This is a genomic window from Cellulomonas sp. B6, assembly GCF_001462455.1.
GTDB lineage: Bacteria > Actinomycetota > Actinomycetes > Actinomycetales > Cellulomonadaceae > Cellulomonas.
In genome coordinates this window covers 17420-33025 of the sequence record NZ_LNTD01000099.1, presented here as the reverse complement: position 1 = coordinate 33025, position 15606 = coordinate 17420, and the positions used below count along the sequence as shown (strand labels likewise).

Here is a 15606-nt window from a genome sequence, read left to right as displayed (position 1 = left end):
ACCGTCGTGACCGCCACCCCCGTGCTCGTCCTGCTCGACCACGCCCCCGACGGCACGCTGCGCGCGCCCGTGCGTGAGCTGCTCACGCTCGCGCGCGGCCTCGCGGGCGACGCGGGCGTGCACGGCGTGTGGGCCGGTGGCACTGACCTCGCCGCCGCGCTGCCGGTGCTCGCGGCGCAGGGCGTCGCCACGGTGCACCGCCTCGTCGCCGACGCCGACCCGCACGTGTCGGACGTGCTGGCCGACGGCCTGCGGGCCGCGCTCGCGGCCACCGGCTCGACGCTGCTGCTGACGGTCTCGTCGTTCGAGAACAAGGAGGCGGTGGCCCGCCTCGCGGTCCGCACGGGTGCCGGCGTCGTGACCGACGTCGACGGCGTGACGATCGAGGACGGCCGCGTCGTCGCGCACAAGACCGTGCTGGCCGGCACGTGGACGACGCGCTGCGCCGTGACGACGCCCGCGGCGGTCGTCACGGTCAAGGCGAACGCGGTGCCCGCGCAGGACGCGCCCGCGCCGACGAGCCCGCAGGTCCTCGACCTGTCGGTCGAGGTCGGGCCGGGGTCGACGCGCGTGAGCGTCGTCGAGCGCACCGAGCACGCGGCGTCGGGGCGGCCCGACCTGGGCTCGGCGAACGTGGTCGTCGTCGGCGGCCGCGGCACCGAGGGCGACTTCTCACCCGTCGAGGAGCTCGCGGACGTGCTCGGGGGCGCGGTCGGCGCGACGCGGGTCGCGACCGACGAGGGCTGGATCGGGCACGACGCGCAGATCGGCCAGACCGGCGTCACGGTCTCGCCGCGGCTCTACGTGGGCGCCGGCGTGTCCGGTGCCGTGCACCACCGGGGCGGCATGCAGGCGTCCGGCACGATCGTCGCGGTCAACAGCGACGCCGACGCGCCGATCTTCGAGATCGCGGACTTCGGGATCGTCGGCGACCTGTTCACCGTGCTGCCGCAGGCAGCCGCCGAGCTGCGACGCCTGCGGGGCTGAGGGCCCGCGCCGGGCCGGACGACGTCCGGCTCAGCTGACGTCGCGCAGCCAGCGCAGCGTGGCGCCGGCCTGCGCCGCCTGGAACGCGCGCAGGTTGGGGATGCCGGTCGGTGCCGGCTGTCCCGACGACCACGCGAAGTAGCCGGCGAGCCCGGCGAGCGCGGCGCGCAGCTGGTCGGTCGTGACGCCGTCGGACACCGCGCTCTGGCTGAACAGCCACGCCGGGTCGCCCCCGCCGCCCTGCAGCGCGACGCTCGGCAGCATGAAGGCGAGGTCGAGCCAGGGCGCACCGACGCTCGCGTGCGGCCAGTCGATGAGCCACACCCGGTCGTGGCCCTCCTCGATCATCACGTTGTCCGCGCGCAGGTCGCCGTGGACGAGCGCGTCCCCCGCGCACGCCCGCAGCGCGTCCTGCTCCCAGCGCACGAGGTCGTCGAGGTGCTCGAGCGCCCAGCGCCCGGGCTCGTCGATCGCCGCGGCCACGCGCTCCCGCTCGGCCGACGTCGCGCGCAGCACGCGCCGCCAGCCGGTGAAGTCGTCCGCGAGCTGGTCGTCGGTGCGCGGCAGCGCGTGCCCGGGCACGGGCTCGCAGCGCGAGAGGTCCCCGATCGCGCCGAGCACGAGGGCGAGGTCGTCCGCGCGCCACGGCAGCTCGGGGGAGCGGCCGTGGACCGCGTCGAACCCCAGCAGGACCCAGTGGCCGTCGTCGTCCCACCAGCGCAGCGTCGGGGCGGGCACGTGCGCGGGCAGCGCCGCGGCCGCGCGGATCTCGGCGCGGGCCAGCTCGGGCGACTGCGGGTTCTGGTCGGGCGACACCGCCTTGACGAACACGGCGCGCCCGTCGGTCAGCTCGAGGACCGCGCAGAACCCGGGGGAGAAACCGCTCGTCGCGGACATCTCGGCCGTGACGCGGGCGCCGGCCAGCGTCTCGATGCGGTCACGCACCGTGCGCGGGAGGTCGCGCCAGTCAAGCCGCTGTCCGCCGAAGGCGAGCGGCAGCGCGATGACGTCGTCGGCACTCACGTGGACATCCTGCCAGCAACGCGCCGCGGCGGAGGGCGTGTCCGCGCGTCGTGTGCGGGGGAAACGTGCAGACCGGGCGTGCACCTCGTGGTGCCGTGCCCGGCCGGCGTGCGGCACCCGGGGACGACCCGGTGCCGCCTCGGGCCGGAGGCGCACGCGGGCGTTCGTAGACTGTCGACCGTGAGCCCGTCCCCCTCCCGCGCGGTCTACCTCGACCACGCGGCCACGACGCCGATGCGCCCCGCGGCGCTCGGCGCCCTGACGGCGGCGCTCGCCCGCACGGGCAACCCGTCGTCGCTGCACACCGCAGGGCGCACGGCACGGCGCACGGTCGAGGAGTCGCGCGAGCGCGTCGCGGCGGCCCTCGGGGCGCGTCCGAGCGAGGTCGTGTGGACCGCCGGCGGCACCGAGGCCGACAACCTCGCGGTCAAGGGCCTGTTCTGGGCGCGCCACGCGCAGGACGCGCGCCGCCGCCGGGTCGTCGTGTCCGCGGCCGAGCACCACGCCGTCCTCGACCCCGCGTTCTGGCTGGCCGAGCACTCGGGCGCCGAGCTCGTGCTGCTGCCGGTCGACGCCGAGGGGGTCGTCGAGGTCGACGCGCTGCGCAGCGAGCTCGACGAGCACGGCGACGCGGTCGCGCTGGTCTCGGTGATGTGGGCCAACAACGAGGTGGGTGCGCTGCAGCCGCTCGACGAGGTCGTCTCGCTCGCGCGCCGGCACGGCGTGCCGGTGCACGCCGACGCCGTGCAGGCGGTCGGCCAGGTGCCGGTCGACCTGGCGGCGTCGGGCGTCGACGCGCTCACGATCAGCGGCCACAAGGTCGGGGGCCCGGGGTCGACGGGCGCGCTCCTGCTGCGCCGGGGGCTCGACGTGACCCCCGTGCTGCACGGCGGCGGGCAGGAGCGCGGCGTGCGCTCCGGCACGCTCGACGCACCCCTGCTCGCGGCGTTCGCCGCGGCCGTCGACGAAGCGGTCGCCGAGCGTGCCGAGCACGCCGCCCGCGTGACCGCCCTGCGGGACGACCTCGTGCGGCGCGTGCTGGCCGACGTGCCCGGCGCGACGCTCCGCGGCCCCGCCGACGGGGCACGTCGGCTGCCCGCCAACGCGCACCTGACCTTCGCTGGCTGCGAGGGCGACTCCCTGCTGTACCTGCTGGACGCCGCGGGCGTCGAGGCGTCGACGGGGTCGGCGTGCCAGGCCGGCGTGCCACGCCCGTCGCACGTGCTGCTCGCGATGGGCGTCGGGGAGGACGACGCGCGGGGCGCGCTGCGGTTCTCGCTCGGCGCCACCTCGACCCAGGACGACGTCGACGCGGCCGTCGCGGCGCTGCCGGCCGCGGTCGAGCGGGCGCGTGCCGCGGGCCTCACCTCGACGCTGGTGGGTGCCTGATGCGCGTGCTCGCCGCGATGTCGGGCGGTGTCGACTCCGCGGTGGCCGCCGCACGCGCGGTCGACGCCGGGCACGACGTCGTGGGCGTGCACATGGCGCTGTCGCGCACGCCCGCGCAGGAGCGCACCGGGTCGCGCGGCTGCTGCTCGATCGAGGACGCCTCCGACGCGCGCCGCGCGGCCGACGTGCTCGGCATCCCGTACTACGTGTGGGACATGTCGGAGCGGTTCGAGCAGACGGTCGTCGCGGACTTCCTCAGCGAGTACGCCGCGGGCCGCACGCCCAACCCCTGCGTGCGCTGCAACGAGCACGTGAAGTTCGCGGCGCTGCTCGACAAGGCGCTCGCGCTCGGGTTCGACGCGGTGTGCACGGGGCACTACGCGCGCGTCGTCGACCGGGCCGACGGCACCCGCGAGCTGCACCGGGCGCTCGACGCCGCGAAGGACCAGTCGTACGTGCTGGCCGTCATGGGCCCCGAGCGGCTCGCGCGCGCGGTGTTCCCGCTCGGTGACGTGACGTCCAAGTCCGAGGTGCGCGCCGAGGCCGTCGCGCGCGGGCTGTCCGTCGCCGCGAAGCCCGACTCGTACGACATCTGCTTCGTCGCCGACGGCGACACCCAGGGCTTCCTGCAGCGCGCGCTCGGTGAGCAGCCGGGCGACGTCGTGGACGAGAGCGGCGCGGTCGTCGGCCGCCACGACGGCGCGTACGCCTACACCGTCGGGCAGCGGCGCGGGCTCGCGCTCGGGCGCCCCGCGGCCGACGGGCGCCCGCGGTACGTGCTGGCCGTCGAGCCGGTGCAGCGGCGCGTGGTCGTCGGCCCCGCCGAGTCGCTCGACGTCGCGCACGTGGTCGGCGCGTCGGCCGTGTGGTTCGCCGACGTGCCCGCGCCGGGGACGACGCTCACGGCGCAGGTCCGCGCGCACGGCGCCGACGTCCCCGCGCGCGTGCTCGCGGCCGACGCGGACGGCGTCACGGTCGACGTGACCGGGGCCGGGCTGCGCGGCGTCGCGGCGGGCCAGTCGCTCGTGCTGTACGACGGCACGCGCGTGCTCGGGCAGGCCACGGTCGCGGCGACGCGCGCGCCCGCCGACGTCGCCACGGACGTCGTCGCCGCGCCGGGACGCACGGCGTGACCGGCGTCAGCGGCGTCGGCCCCTGGCCCGGGACCGACGCGCTCGAGGCCGCGAGCACGGTCGTCGGGGACCTGGTCGACACGCCGAGCGAGGTCGTCGGGCACCCGTTCACCGTGCTGCTGCCGGCGCGCGGGCCGTGGGGCGACGCGACGGGTGCCGCGGTGGCGCTCCTCGAGGACCTGCCGGCCGAGCTCGGGCCGCACGGCTGGAAGCTGGCCGACCGCCCCGGGCGCGACCTCGAGCGCGCGCGGTCCTTCGCGCGCGAGGACCTCGACGCCCTCGCGGTGGCCGCGCACGGCTACGACGGACCGCTCGTCGTCCCTGCGCTGGGGCCGTTCTCGCTGTCCGCCGACGTGTACCTCGCGCGGGGGGACCGGATGCTGTCCGACCCCGGTGCGGTGCGCGACGCGGTCGGGTCCGTCGCCGCCGGCCTCGCGGCGCGGGTCGCCGACGTGCGGCGCGTCGTGCCCGGCGCCGACGTCCGGGTGCTGCTGCGCGAGCCGCTGCTCGCGCCCGTGCTGGCCGGCGTCGTACCCGGGTTCTCCGGACGCGCGCCGCTGCGGCGCGTCCCCGGACCGGTCGTGGCCGAGGGTCTCGGCGCGGTCGCCGACGCGGTGCGCGCCGCCGGTGCGAGCGCCGCGGTCGTGCACGGCGGCACGGCCTGGTCGGCGCTGCGGGCCGTGCGCGCGTCGTCCGCCGACGGCGCCGCGCTCGCGGTCGCCGGGATCGGCGAACGCGGCTGGGAGGAGGTCGCGCAGGTCGTGGAGGACGGGCGCGTCTTCTGGCCCGAGCTGCCGCCCCAGGCGTCGTCGCAGTGCGCCGGGCCCGACGTCGTTGGCCAGGCCGACGCGCTCACGCGCCCCTGGCGGGCCGTCGGGCTGCCGGCGGCCGCGCTGCGCGACGTCGTGCTGCTCGCCGGCGCACCGTCGGACCGCACCACGCCCGACGACGCACGCGGCGCCCTCGCCGGACTCGTGCGCGCCGCGAGCCTCGTCGCCGAACGGGCGGAAGGATGACCACCGTGCCCACGCCCCCGCCGTCCGGTCCTGCCCCGCTCGGGGACACGCCGCCACCCGCGCGTCCCGCGCCACCCGCGCGTCCCGCGCCGCCCGCGCGCCGTGCGCCGCGCTCACGCCGTCGCGCGCTCGCGCTGCTCGTCGCGACGGGCCTCGGGCTGGTGGGCGTCGTCATGCTGCTCGTGGCGTGGGTGAGCGTCGGGGTCCGCACCGTCGGTGCCGGGGCGGACGCCGCACCGGGGACGTGCCTCGCGGCCTACGAGGCCCGTGAGGGCGGCGCCACCGTGCGCTTCGGGATCGTGCCCGCGCGCGCGGTCTGCGCGTGGGACGTCGACGGCGTGCGCCGGGAGACCGTCGTCGCGGCGGCCCCCACGGGTGTCGTCGTCGGCGGGCTCGTGCTCCTCGTGGGCGGTGCGGCCGGCACGCTCGCCGCCGCGCTCCCGGCCCGGGCGGGACGTCCCGCGCGTGCCGCCGCGGGCGGTGCTCCCGCGCGCGCCGCCGACGCGCCATGATGTCCGCCGTGACCGACGTCCCGAGCCCGGCTCCCGCCACCCCCGCCGAGCGCGTGCGCGCGTGGTTCCGCGACCTCGGCGGCGTCGTCGCGCACGGCGTCCGGCTGTGGGTGCGCTGGTGGCCCGTGCTGCTCGTCCTCGCGCTCCTCGCGGTCGCCGGCCGCTACGCCGCCGGCTGGGCCGCCGTCAACGCCGCGGGCGTCAGCAACACCCTCGGGTGGGCCGTGCTCGTGCTCGCGCCGCTGTGCATGGTCGCGGGCATCGTCGCGATGCTGCACGTGCTGCGGCGCGACCTGCCGGCGCTCGCCGCGATCGGGCGCACGCGCGCGCCCGACGACCCCACGTCCGGCCACGAGCGCGGGCTGGTCGACGTGCTGGGCTCGGTGTTCGTCCCGTTCCTCGCGCTGTACGCGTCGTACGGGTTCCTCGCCGACGACCGCGCCCGGTTCCTCAACACGGCCGCGTACCGCGCGTTCCGGGAGAACGGGTTCTCGCTCACGGGGGAGCGGGCCGACGGGTCGTTCGTCGACCTCGCGAGCGGCTGGTGGGTCGTGCTGGTGGTCGGCGTGGCGGTCGTGCTGCGGTGGGCGCTCGGCCGCTGGGAGGGCCGCAGCCACCGGCGCGCGCTCGCATTCGTCGGCGCGTACTTCGAGGCGTTCTGGCTGCTCGTGGCCGCGGCCTTCGCGACCGAGCTCACGGGCCGCGTGTGGGCGTGGGTCGAGACGCGGCGCGCGGTGTCGATCGTGCTCGAGTGGTGGTTGACGGCGCTCGACGCGCTGGGCCCGCTGGCGAGTCCGGTGGACGCGGTGGTCGACACGGTCGCGGGCGTGCTGGGGAACCTCGACGACCTCGTCGTCATCCCGCTCGCGTGGCTCACCGTGGGCGCGGTCGTCTACGGCCACCGCCTGGCCGACCCGCCGCGCCCGCCGCGCCCGCGGCGCACGGCGCCCACGGCCTGGCAGCGCGTGCCCGCCCCGGTGCGCCGGTGGTCGACCGAGGCGGCGGCGCCCGTCGTGGGCGACGTGCGGGGTCGCTTCACGGCGCTCGCGGACGGCCTGCGCCGCATGGCCGTCGCCGGGCTCGGCCCGATGCTGGTGTTCGCGCTGGCGTTCCTCGTCGCGACCCGCGTCGAGGAGGGCGTGCTGCTGCTGGGACGGGCCGTGGTCGGACCGCAGGACGTCCGCACGTGGCTGGCGTTCGTGCCGATGCTCGAGGGGCTCGCGACCGCCGTCGGGCTGACGCTGACGATCGCGCTGCTCGCGGCCGGCGTCGACCGCGTGGTGCGGGGGCAGGGCACGCCCCGGGGTGACGACGAGGCCCCCGCCGAGCCGCAGGCGGCCGACGCGCGCTGACGGCGACCGACGCCCGACGGGTGGGAGGGTCTTGACGTCCGTCCAGATGTGCGTAATCGTTTCCACACCGAACCGACCGGTCGGTGTGACGAAGGAGTGACACCATGCCCATCCCCGTGATCCTCGACTGCGACCCGGGGCACGACGACGTCTTCGCCATCTGGCTGGCGGCGGGCAATCCCGCGCTCGACCTGCGCGCGATCACCACGGTGTCCGGCAACGGGTACCTCGAGCACACGACGCGCAACGCGCTCGTCGCGTGCACGGTCGCCGGGATCGAGGGCGTGCCCGTCGCGGCCGGCGCCGACCGCCCGTTGGCCCGGGCCCTGACGCCCGCGTCGTGGATCCACGGCGAGAACGCCCTCGGGGGGCCGGAGCTGCCCGAGCCCACGGTCGCGCTCGACCCGCGCCCGGCGGTGCGGCTCGTGCTCGACACGCTCGAGGCGAGCGACGAGCCCGTGACGATCATCCCGACCGGCCCGCTCACCAACGTCGCGACGCTGCTGCGCGACCACCCCGAGTCGCGCGACCGGATCCGCGAGATCGTGTGGATGGGCGGCTCCACGACCAGGGGGAACGCGACGCCGTACGCGGAGTTCAACGCGTGGGCCGACCCCGAGGCGGTGGACGTCGTGCTCGCGTCGGGCGTGCCGTTCACGATGGTCGGGCTCAACATCACGCACCAGGCGCTCATCAGCGCGCAGGTGCGCGAGCGCATCGCGGCGATCGGCAACGCGACCTCGGCGTTCGGCGTCGAGCTCCTCGACTACTTCTGCTCGACGTACCTCGAGGCCGAGAAGATGCCCGAGGGCCCGCTGCACGACCCGGTCGCGGTGGCGCTCGTGGCCGACCCGGCCGTGGCGACGACCGTCCGGACCCGGGTGGACGTCGAGCTGCGCGGCGAGCGCACCGCGGGTGCGACCTGCGTCGACCTCATCGACATCCTGCGCCTGGAGCACAACGCGACGGTGGCCCTCGACCTCGACGTCGAGCGGTTCTGGGGCCTCGTCGAGTCCGCGCTGCGCGCCCTCCGCTGAGGGCCTTCTCCAGCGACAACGCGTAAACGATTGCGCATTGTTGCCCGTCCCATCGACCCCGCACGTCCCGCCTCATGCGAATCGAAGGAGCTTCGACATGACCGCACGACCCACCGCCCGTCGGCCGCTCGCCCTCGCCACGCTCGTCGCCCTCGCGCTCGCCGCGTGCGCCACGCCACCGGCACCCGAGCCCGACGCCGACACCGCCGGCACGTCCGGGCGCGACTACGCCGCGTGCATGGTCTCCGACTTCGGGGGCCTCGACGACAAGGGCTTCAACCAGGCCGTCCGTGACGGCATGCGCACCGCCGAGCAGGAGCTCGGCGTCCGGACCCTCACGCTCGAGTCGAACAGCGAGACCGACTACGCGCCCAACCTCGAGCAGGCCTACCAGCAGGGCTGCGACCTGACCGTCACGGTCGGGTTCTCCACCGCCGACGCCGCCCGGACAGCCGCCGAGAGGTACCCGGACCGCAGCTTCGCGATCGTCGACGACTCCTCGATCGACCTGCCGAACGTCAAGCCGGTCGTCTACGACACCGCCCAGGCGGCGTTCCTCGCGGGGTACCTCGCGGCCGGGTACTCGCGCACGGGCGTCGTCGGGGTCTACGGCGGGCAGCCGTTCCCGCCCGTCATGCTCTTCCTCGACGGCTTCGCCGACGGCGTCGCGCACTACAACGAGGTGCACGGCACCGACGTGCGCCTGCTGGGCTGGGACAAGGCCAGCCAGACCGGCACCTTCTCCGGCACGTTCGACGACATCGCCGCGGGCAAGTCCGTCACCCGCAACCTGCTCGACCAGGGCGCCGACGTGGTCATGCCCGTCGCCGGGTCGCTCTACCAGGGCACCGCCGAGGCGCTGCGCGACGCGGGCCGGGGCGTGCTCATCGGCGTCGACAACGACACGTACGAGATCGCGCCGCAGTACGGCGACCTGATCCTCAGCTCGGTCATGAAGCAGATGGGCGACGCGATCGTCAGCGTGGTCGACGAGGGGTCGCAGGGCCGCTTCGACGCCACGCCGTACGTCGGCGACCTCGCGAACGCCGGCGTCGACCTGGCGCCGTACCACGACCTCGCGGACACCCTGCCGGAAGGCCTCGCCGACGAGGTCGCCGCCCTGCGCCAGCAGGTCGCCGACGGCGACATCGTCGTCGAGTCGGTCAACTCCCCGCGCTGACCCCGGGGCCGCGGGGCGCGACGCCGCGCCCCGCGGCCCGGAAGGAGACACGATGAAGCTCGAGCTGCGCGGCATCACCAAGCGCTTCGGGACCTTGGTCGCCAACGACGCGATCGACCTCGTGGTCGAGCCGGGGCAGATCCACTGCCTGCTCGGCGAGAACGGCGCCGGCAAGTCGACCCTCATGAACGTGCTGTACGGCCTGCTGCGCGCCGACGCCGGCCAGATCCTGCTCGACGGGGCGCCGCAGCACTTCGACGGACCGGGGGACGCGATGCGCGCCGGCATCGGCATGGTGCACCAGCACTTCATGCTCGTGCCGGTCCTCACGGTCGCCGAGAACGTCGTCCTCGGCGACGAGGACGTGCGCGGCCCCGGCTGGCTCGACATGCGCACCGCGCGGCGGCGCGTGCGGGAGATCTCGGAGCGGTTCGGCTTCGACCTCGACCCCGACGCGCTCGTCGGCGACCTGCCCGTCGGCGTGCAGCAGCGCGTCGAGATCGTCAAGGCGCTGGCCCGCGACGCCCGGGTCCTGGTGCTCGACGAGCCCACCGCCGTCCTGACCCCGCAGGAGACCGACGAGCTCATGGCGACGATGCGGCGCCTCGCCGACGCCGGCACCGCGCTCGTCTTCATCACCCACAAGCTGCGGGAGGTGCGCGAGGTCGCCGACCGCATCACCGTGATCCGGCACGGCCGCGTCGCCGGCGCCGCCGAGCCCGGCACCACCACGCGCGAGCTCGCGCGGCTCATGGTCGGGCGCGACGTCACGCTCACCGTCGACCGCCCGCCCGCACGTCCGCGCGGCGACGGGCTGCGCGTCGACGGGCTCACGGTCCGCGACGCGAGCGGGCGCGCCCTCGTCGACGACGTGACGCTGCAGGTCCGCGGGGGAGAGGTGCTGGGGATCGCCGGCGTCCAGGGCAACGGGCAGACCGAGCTCGTCGAGGCGATCACCGGTCTGCGGGCACCGTCCGCGGGGACCGTGCGCCTCGGGGACGACGACCTCACGCGCGCCGGGGTCCGCGCCGTGCTCGCGGCCGGCGTCGGGCACGTCCCCGAGGACCGCACGCACGACGGGCTGGTCGGCGAGTTCTCGATCGCCGAGAACCTCGTCCTCGACCGCTCGTTCGGGCCGCCGTTCGTGCGGCGCGGCGAGGTCCGCCGCGCGCACCTGGCCGAGTTCGCCCGGCAGCGCGTCGACGAGTTCGACGTGCGGACCTCGTCGATCCGCACGCAGGTGCGGCGGCTCTCGGGCGGCAACCAGCAGAAGGTCGTCATCGCGCGCGAGCTGGCCCGGCCCTTGCGCCTGCTCGTGGCGGCGCAGCCGACCCGCGGCGTCGACGTCGGCTCCATCGAGTTCATCCACCGGCGCATCGTCGAGACCCGCGACGCGGGCACCCCGGTGGTCGTGGTGTCCACCGAGATCGACGAGGTGCTCGGTCTCGCCGACCGCATCGCGGTGATGTACCGCGGGCGCGTCGTGGGCGTCGTCCCGGCCGGGACGAGCCGGGAGGTGCTCGGTCTGATGATGGCCGGCACCCCGATCGAGGAGACGGACGCGGCATGAGCGACGTGCAGACCCCCGTGCGCGAGCAGGCGCACCAGGAGCCACCGCCGGACCGTGCGGGCGCCGTGCTGCGCGCCGTGACGCAGGGACGCGTGACCACCTCGTTGCTCGCGGTGCTCATGGCGTTCGTGCTCGGCGCGCTGCTGGTGTGCCTCACCGACGACCGCGTCGCGGCCGCCGCACCGTACTTCCTGCGGCGGCCCGGCGACCTGCTCGCGGCGGTCGGCCAGGCCGTGGGCGGCGCGTACCTCGCGCTGTTCCAGGGGGCCGTGTGGGCGCCGCGCGACACGTTCGCCGCGAGCATCCGCCCCCTGACCGACAGCCTGATGTTCGCCACGCCCCTCATCACCGCCGGCCTCGGGGTCGCGCTCGCGTTCCGTGTCGGCATGTTCAACATCGGTGCGCGCGGGCAGATCCTCGTCGCCGCGGCGTGCGCCGGGTGGGCGTCGTCCTCGCTGCACCTGCCGGTGGGCGTGCACGTCGCCGTCGCGCTCGCCGCGGGCCTGGCCGGCGGTGCGCTGTGGGGCGGGATCGCCGGGCTGCTCAAGGCCCGCACCGGTGCGCACGAGGTGATCGTCACGATCATGCTCAACTACGTCGCGTTCTACCTGGTCTCGCTGCTGCTGCGCACGCCGGTGCTGCAGGTCGAGGGGTCGGCCAACCCGCGCTCGCGCCCCGCGGACGCCACCGCGGTGCTGCCGCCGCTGTTCGGGGACGCGCACACCACGCACGCCGGGTTCGTGCTCGCGCTGCTCGCGGTCGCGGGCGTGTGGTGGCTGCTCGACCGCTCCGCGCTCGGGTTCCGGTTCCGCGCCGTGGGCCTCAACCCCCGAGCGGCACGTGTCGCAGGCATCGACGTCGAGCGCGTGTACCTCGTCGTCATGGTCCTGGCGGGTGCGCTCGCCGGCCTGGCCGGCGCCGGGCAGGTGCTCGGCACCGTCACCACCGGGTTCGGCGTGAGCATCGAGGCGGGCATCGGCTTCGAGGCCATCACGGTGGCCCTGCTGGGCCGGTCGCGACCCCTCGGCGTGCTGCTCGCCGGCCTGCTGTTCGGCGCGTTCAAGGCCGGCGGGTTCGCGATGCAGTCCATGCAGGCCATCCCCGTCGACCTCGTCCTCGTCCTGCAGTCGCTCATCGTCCTGTTCATCGCGGCGCCCCCGCTCGTGCGCGCCCTGTTCCGGATCCCCGCCCCGGCGCGGGGCCAGGAGTGAGACCCATGACCCCCACCCAGCTCCTGCGGTCCCTCGCGCCCCGGCGCGACGGGCACGCCGGGACGGCCGCGGCGTCGTGGCGCACGCCGGTCACGATGGCCGTCCTCACGCTCGCCGCCGCGCTCGCGGCGGCGCTCGGGCCGCGCACGGGCACGACGTCGTTCCGGCTGTCCAAGCCGACCGACGTGCTCGCGCTGCCGACGGCGACCGTGCCCGCGCAGGCCGCGACCGTCGCGCTCACGCTCGTCATGGCGGCGCTGTGCACCGCGGCGGCCCTGCGGGTCCGTGCCGGACGCGCGCCGGCCCGTGCCCTGGCGCCCGCGTTCGGGACCGCGTTCGTGCTGGCCCTGCTCACGTGGGCCGCCGCCGGCGCGACCGTCCCGGTCGTCGGGCTGCTCGGCGGTGCGCTCGCGCTGTCCATCCCGCTCGTGTTCGGCGCCATGGGCGGCGTGCTGTCCGAGCGCGTCGGCGTCGTCAACGTCGCGATCGAGGGCCAGCTGCTGGCGGGTGCGTGCGTGTCCGCCGTCGTCGCGACCGTGACCGGGCAGCCGCTCGTGGGACTCGTCGCCGCGGTCGTCGCGGGCGCGCTCGTGGCCACCGTCCTGGCGGTCTTCTCCGTCCGGTACCTGGTCGACCAGGTCATCGTCGGGATCGTCCTCAACGTGCTCGTCACGGGACTCACCGGGTTCTTCTACTCCACGGCCCTGGCACCCGACGCGGCCCGCCTCAACGCGCCCGCGCGGCTCCCGCAGATCGCGCTGCCCGTGCTGGGCGACCTCCCCGTCGTCGGCCCCGTGCTGTTCCGCCAGACCGTGGTCGTGTACGCGATGTACGTCGTCGTCGCGGTCGTGTGGGTCGTGCTGTTCCGCACGCGGCAGGGCCTGCGCATCCGCGCCGTGGGCGAGCACCCCGAGGCGGCGGACACCGTCGGCATCGACGTGCGCGCCACCCGCGTGCGGGTCGTCGCGCTGGCCGGAGCGGTCGCCGGGCTCGGGGGCGCCTACTTCACCCTCGGGTCCGTGGGAGGGTTCGGCAAGGACATGACGGCCGGCGCCGGGTTCATCGCGCTCGCGGCCGTCATCCTGGGCGGCTGGCACCCGCTGCGCGCCGCGGCCGCGGCCCTGCTGTTCGGGTTCGTCAGCAACCTGCAGAACGTGCTGGGGATCGTGGGGTCGCCGCTGCCCAGCGAGCTCATGCTCATGCTGCCGTACCTCGTGACCGTGCTCGCGGTCGCCGGGGTGGTCGGGAAGGTCAGGGCGCCCGCCGCGAGCGGGACCGCGTACGAGGGGGCGTCATGAAGCGCACGCTGCTGGTGGTCGGGTCCGTCAACGTCGACGCCGTCTCGGGGGTCGAGCGGTTCCCGGCGCCGGGGGAGACGGTCCTGGCGTCGTCCTACCGTCAGGGGCTCGGCGGCAAGGGCGCCAACCAGGCCGTCGCCGCGGCGCTCGACGGCGCCCGGGTCGAGCTCGTAGCGCGCACGGGCGACGACGCGGGCGGCGCCGCCGTGCGGACCGAGCTCGCCGGGTGGGGCGTCGACGTGACGGACGTGGCGGCCGTGCCCGGCGTGCCGACCGGGATCGCCCAGATCCTCGTCGACGCCCGGGGCGAGAACATGATCGCCGTCAGCTCGGGCGCCAACGACGCGCTCGACGCGGCGGCGGTCGACGCGCTCGCGGACCGGCTCGGGCCCGGCACGACCGTGCTGTCGCAGGGCGAGGTGCCCGTCGAGGTGCTCGACCGCCTCGCCGAGGTGTGCCGGGACCGGGGCGCGCGGTTCGTCCTCAACCTGGCGCCACCGCGCGACGTCGCACCGCGGACCCTGCGCACGGCGGACCCGCTGGTCGTCAACGAGCACGAGGCGCGCACGCTCGGACTCGACGGCGCCGATCCCGAGGACTGGCGGCTCGCGTGCGCGGCCGCCGCGGGCCGGCTGGCGGAGGCGGTCGTCGTGACGCTCGGCGCGCGCGGCGCGGTGGCGGCGACGTGCACGTCGTCGGCCTACGTCGCCGCGCCCGTCGTCGACGCCGTCGACGCGACCGGGGCGGGCGACGCGTTCGTGGGGGTGCTCGCGTCCCGGCTCGCCGTGGGCGTCGACCTGGGCGGTGCGGTGCAGAGCGCGGTCGCCGCGGCGTCGCAGGCGGTGACCCGGCACGGGACCGTCGAGTCGTACCCGCGCCGCTGAGCCACTCAGGGGCGCGTCGTCGACGCGCGGACGAGCAGCTCGGGGCTGATCCGGCTCTGCCGGGTCGGCGCCGAGCCGTCCGCGATCCGCGCCAGCAGGGTGCGGGTGACCTCCTGCGCCAGTGCGGCGAACGGCTGCACGACCGTCGTGAGCGCCGGTTCGGTGATGCCCGCGATCACTGTGCCGTCGAACCCCGTCACGAGCACGCGCCCCGGCACGTCGACGCCGAGGCGGCGCAGCGTCGTGACCACGCCGACGGCGAGCAGGTCGTCGGCGGCGACGACCGCGTCGGGCAGCGGGCCGCGTGCGACCAGCTCCTCGGCGGCGCGCTGCCCGGCTTCGAGGCTGAAGTCGTCGAGCAGGGGCGCGTGCACTTCGAGGCCCGTGCGGGCGGCGGCCGCCTCGAAGCCCTCGCGGCGCTCGACACCGGCCGACGTCACGTCGTCGGCGCCGACGAGGACGACGCTGCGGGCGCCACGGTCCACGAGGTGGTCGACGACGACGCGCATGCCGAGCGCGTTGTCGACCCCGACGAAGTCGGTGGTCAGGCCCTCGACGCGACGGTCGAGCTGCACCACGGGCGCGTGCCGGCGTGCCGCGCGCAGCGCGGGGGCGGAGCGCTCGACGTCGGCCGGCACCACCACGAGGCCGTCGATCTGGCGTCCGACGAGCGTCCGCAGCCGGCGTGCCTCGTGGTCCACGTCGCCGTGCGAGTCCGCGATCAGCAGCTCGAGCCCGGGCTCGACGAGCGCGCCTTCGACCGCGTCGACGAGCTGCGCGAAGTACGGGTTGCCGATGACGGGGACCGTCATGCCCACGGTGCGCGTCGAGCCCTCCCGCAGCGCGCGCCCGACGCTGTTCACCTGGTAGCCCAGGCGCCGCGCGACGGCGGTGACGTGCGCCGTCGTCGACGCGGAGACGCGGTTGCGGCCGGTCAGCGCGCGCGACGCGGTCGCGATCGACACGCCCGCCGCCTCGGCCACGTCGCGCAGCCGCACCTCGTCCGTCATGGTC

14 protein-coding genes are annotated in these 15606 nt (G+C 76.2%); 12 read left to right on the top strand and 2 right to left on the bottom strand.

The window, feature by feature from the left end; genetic code table 11:
• The first annotated feature begins 6 nt into the window (after positions 1-6).
• Complete coding sequence (locus ATM99_RS09705) at positions 7-987, top strand: electron transfer flavoprotein subunit alpha/FixB family protein (RefSeq protein WP_062102728.1); 981 nt, start codon at positions 7-9, stop codon at positions 985-987.
• A gap of 30 nt (positions 988-1017) precedes the next feature.
• Here ATM99_RS09705 and ATM99_RS09700 read toward each other — a convergent pair whose 3' ends face one another.
• Positions 1018-2010 carry a phosphotransferase family protein gene (locus ATM99_RS09700; protein ID WP_062102727.1) on the bottom strand — a complete coding sequence of 331 codons (993 nt, stop codon included), beginning with the start codon at positions 2008-2010 and terminating at the stop codon, positions 1018-1020.
• A 171-nt stretch (positions 2011-2181) separates the two neighbouring features.
• On the opposite strand from ATM99_RS09700, the gene ATM99_RS09695 reads away from it, so the two are divergent.
• From ATM99_RS09695 to ATM99_RS09645, 11 genes are all read left to right on the top strand, one after another.
• Entirely contained in the window at positions 2182-3399 is a 1218-nt protein-coding gene (locus ATM99_RS09695; protein ID WP_082659517.1) for a cysteine desulfurase family protein, read from the top strand.
• Positions 3399-4532 (top strand): tRNA 2-thiouridine(34) synthase MnmA, encoded by a 1134-nt coding sequence (gene mnmA, locus ATM99_RS09690; protein WP_062102726.1) that lies wholly within the window; start codon positions 3399-3401, stop codon positions 4530-4532. Before ATM99_RS09695 ends, mnmA begins: the two co-directional genes overlap by 1 nt.
• A complete protein-coding gene (locus tag ATM99_RS09685) occupies positions 4529-5548 on the top strand; it encodes a hypothetical protein (RefSeq protein WP_062102725.1) in 1020 nt (339 codons plus the stop codon). Before mnmA ends, ATM99_RS09685 begins: the two co-directional genes overlap by 4 nt.
• 5 nt (positions 5549-5553) lie before the next feature.
• A complete protein-coding gene (locus tag ATM99_RS09680) occupies positions 5554-6060 on the top strand; it encodes a hypothetical protein (RefSeq protein WP_150118230.1) in 507 nt (168 codons plus the stop codon).
• Between the two features lie 8 nt (positions 6061-6068).
• The gene (locus ATM99_RS09675; protein ID WP_150118229.1) at positions 6069-7412 is read left to right on the top strand and encodes a DUF1232 domain-containing protein; all 1344 of its coding nucleotides are present in this window, start codon (positions 6069-6071) and stop codon (positions 7410-7412) included.
• A gap of 104 nt (positions 7413-7516) precedes the next feature.
• On the top strand, positions 7517-8449 hold the full coding sequence (locus tag ATM99_RS09670) for a nucleoside hydrolase (RefSeq protein ID WP_062102722.1): 933 nt from the start codon (positions 7517-7519) through the stop codon (positions 8447-8449).
• Between the two features lie 97 nt (positions 8450-8546).
• Positions 8547-9629, top strand: coding sequence for a BMP family protein (locus ATM99_RS09665; protein ID WP_062102721.1), 1083 nt, complete (start codon positions 8547-8549; stop codon positions 9627-9629).
• Positions 9630-9681: 52 nt separating this feature from the next.
• A complete protein-coding gene (locus ATM99_RS09660; protein WP_062102720.1) occupies positions 9682-11199 on the top strand; it encodes an ABC transporter ATP-binding protein in 1518 nt (505 codons plus the stop codon).
• Positions 11196-12410, top strand: coding sequence for an ABC transporter permease (locus ATM99_RS09655; RefSeq protein WP_082131294.1), 1215 nt, complete (start codon positions 11196-11198; stop codon positions 12408-12410). Before ATM99_RS09660 ends, ATM99_RS09655 begins: the two co-directional genes overlap by 4 nt.
• A 5-nt stretch (positions 12411-12415) precedes the next feature.
• Positions 12416-13708 carry an ABC transporter permease gene (locus ATM99_RS09650; RefSeq protein WP_062102719.1) on the top strand — a complete coding sequence of 431 codons (1293 nt, stop codon included), beginning with the start codon at positions 12416-12418 and terminating at the stop codon, positions 13706-13708.
• Positions 13705-14592: a ribokinase gene (locus ATM99_RS09645; RefSeq protein ID WP_062102718.1), complete on the top strand. Its 888-nt coding sequence runs from the start codon at positions 13705-13707 to the stop codon at positions 14590-14592. The genes ATM99_RS09650 and ATM99_RS09645 overlap by 4 nt, the downstream gene beginning before the upstream one ends.
• Before the next feature lie 5 nt (positions 14593-14597).
• Here the strand turns inward: ATM99_RS09645 and ATM99_RS09640 are convergent, their stop codons facing one another.
• The gene (locus ATM99_RS09640; protein ID WP_062102717.1) at positions 14598-15602 is read right to left on the bottom strand and encodes a LacI family DNA-binding transcriptional regulator; all 1005 of its coding nucleotides are present in this window, start codon (positions 15600-15602) and stop codon (positions 14598-14600) included.
• Between the last annotated feature and the right edge of the window lie 4 nt (positions 15603-15606).

Coding starts and splice junctions, on each gene's coding strand:
- ATM99_RS09645 (WP_062102718.1), top strand. CDS start 13,705: ATGAAGCGCACGCTGCTGGTGGTCGGGTCCGTCAACGTCGACGCCGTC.
- mnmA (WP_062102726.1), top strand. CDS start 3,399: ATGCGCGTGCTCGCCGCGATGTCGGGCGGTGTCGACTCCGCGGTGGCC.
- ATM99_RS09650 (WP_062102719.1), top strand. CDS start 12,416: ATGACCCCCACCCAGCTCCTGCGGTCCCTCGCGCCCCGGCGCGACGGG.
- ATM99_RS09660 (WP_062102720.1), top strand. CDS start 9,682: ATGAAGCTCGAGCTGCGCGGCATCACCAAGCGCTTCGGGACCTTGGTC.
- ATM99_RS09640 (WP_062102717.1), bottom strand. CDS start 15,602: ATGACGGACGAGGTGCGGCTGCGCGACGTGGCCGAGGCGGCGGGCGTG.
- ATM99_RS09670 (WP_062102722.1), top strand. CDS start 7,517: ATGCCCATCCCCGTGATCCTCGACTGCGACCCGGGGCACGACGACGTC.
- ATM99_RS09655 (WP_082131294.1), top strand. CDS start 11,196: ATGAGCGACGTGCAGACCCCCGTGCGCGAGCAGGCGCACCAGGAGCCA.
- ATM99_RS09665 (WP_062102721.1), top strand. CDS start 8,547: ATGACCGCACGACCCACCGCCCGTCGGCCGCTCGCCCTCGCCACGCTC.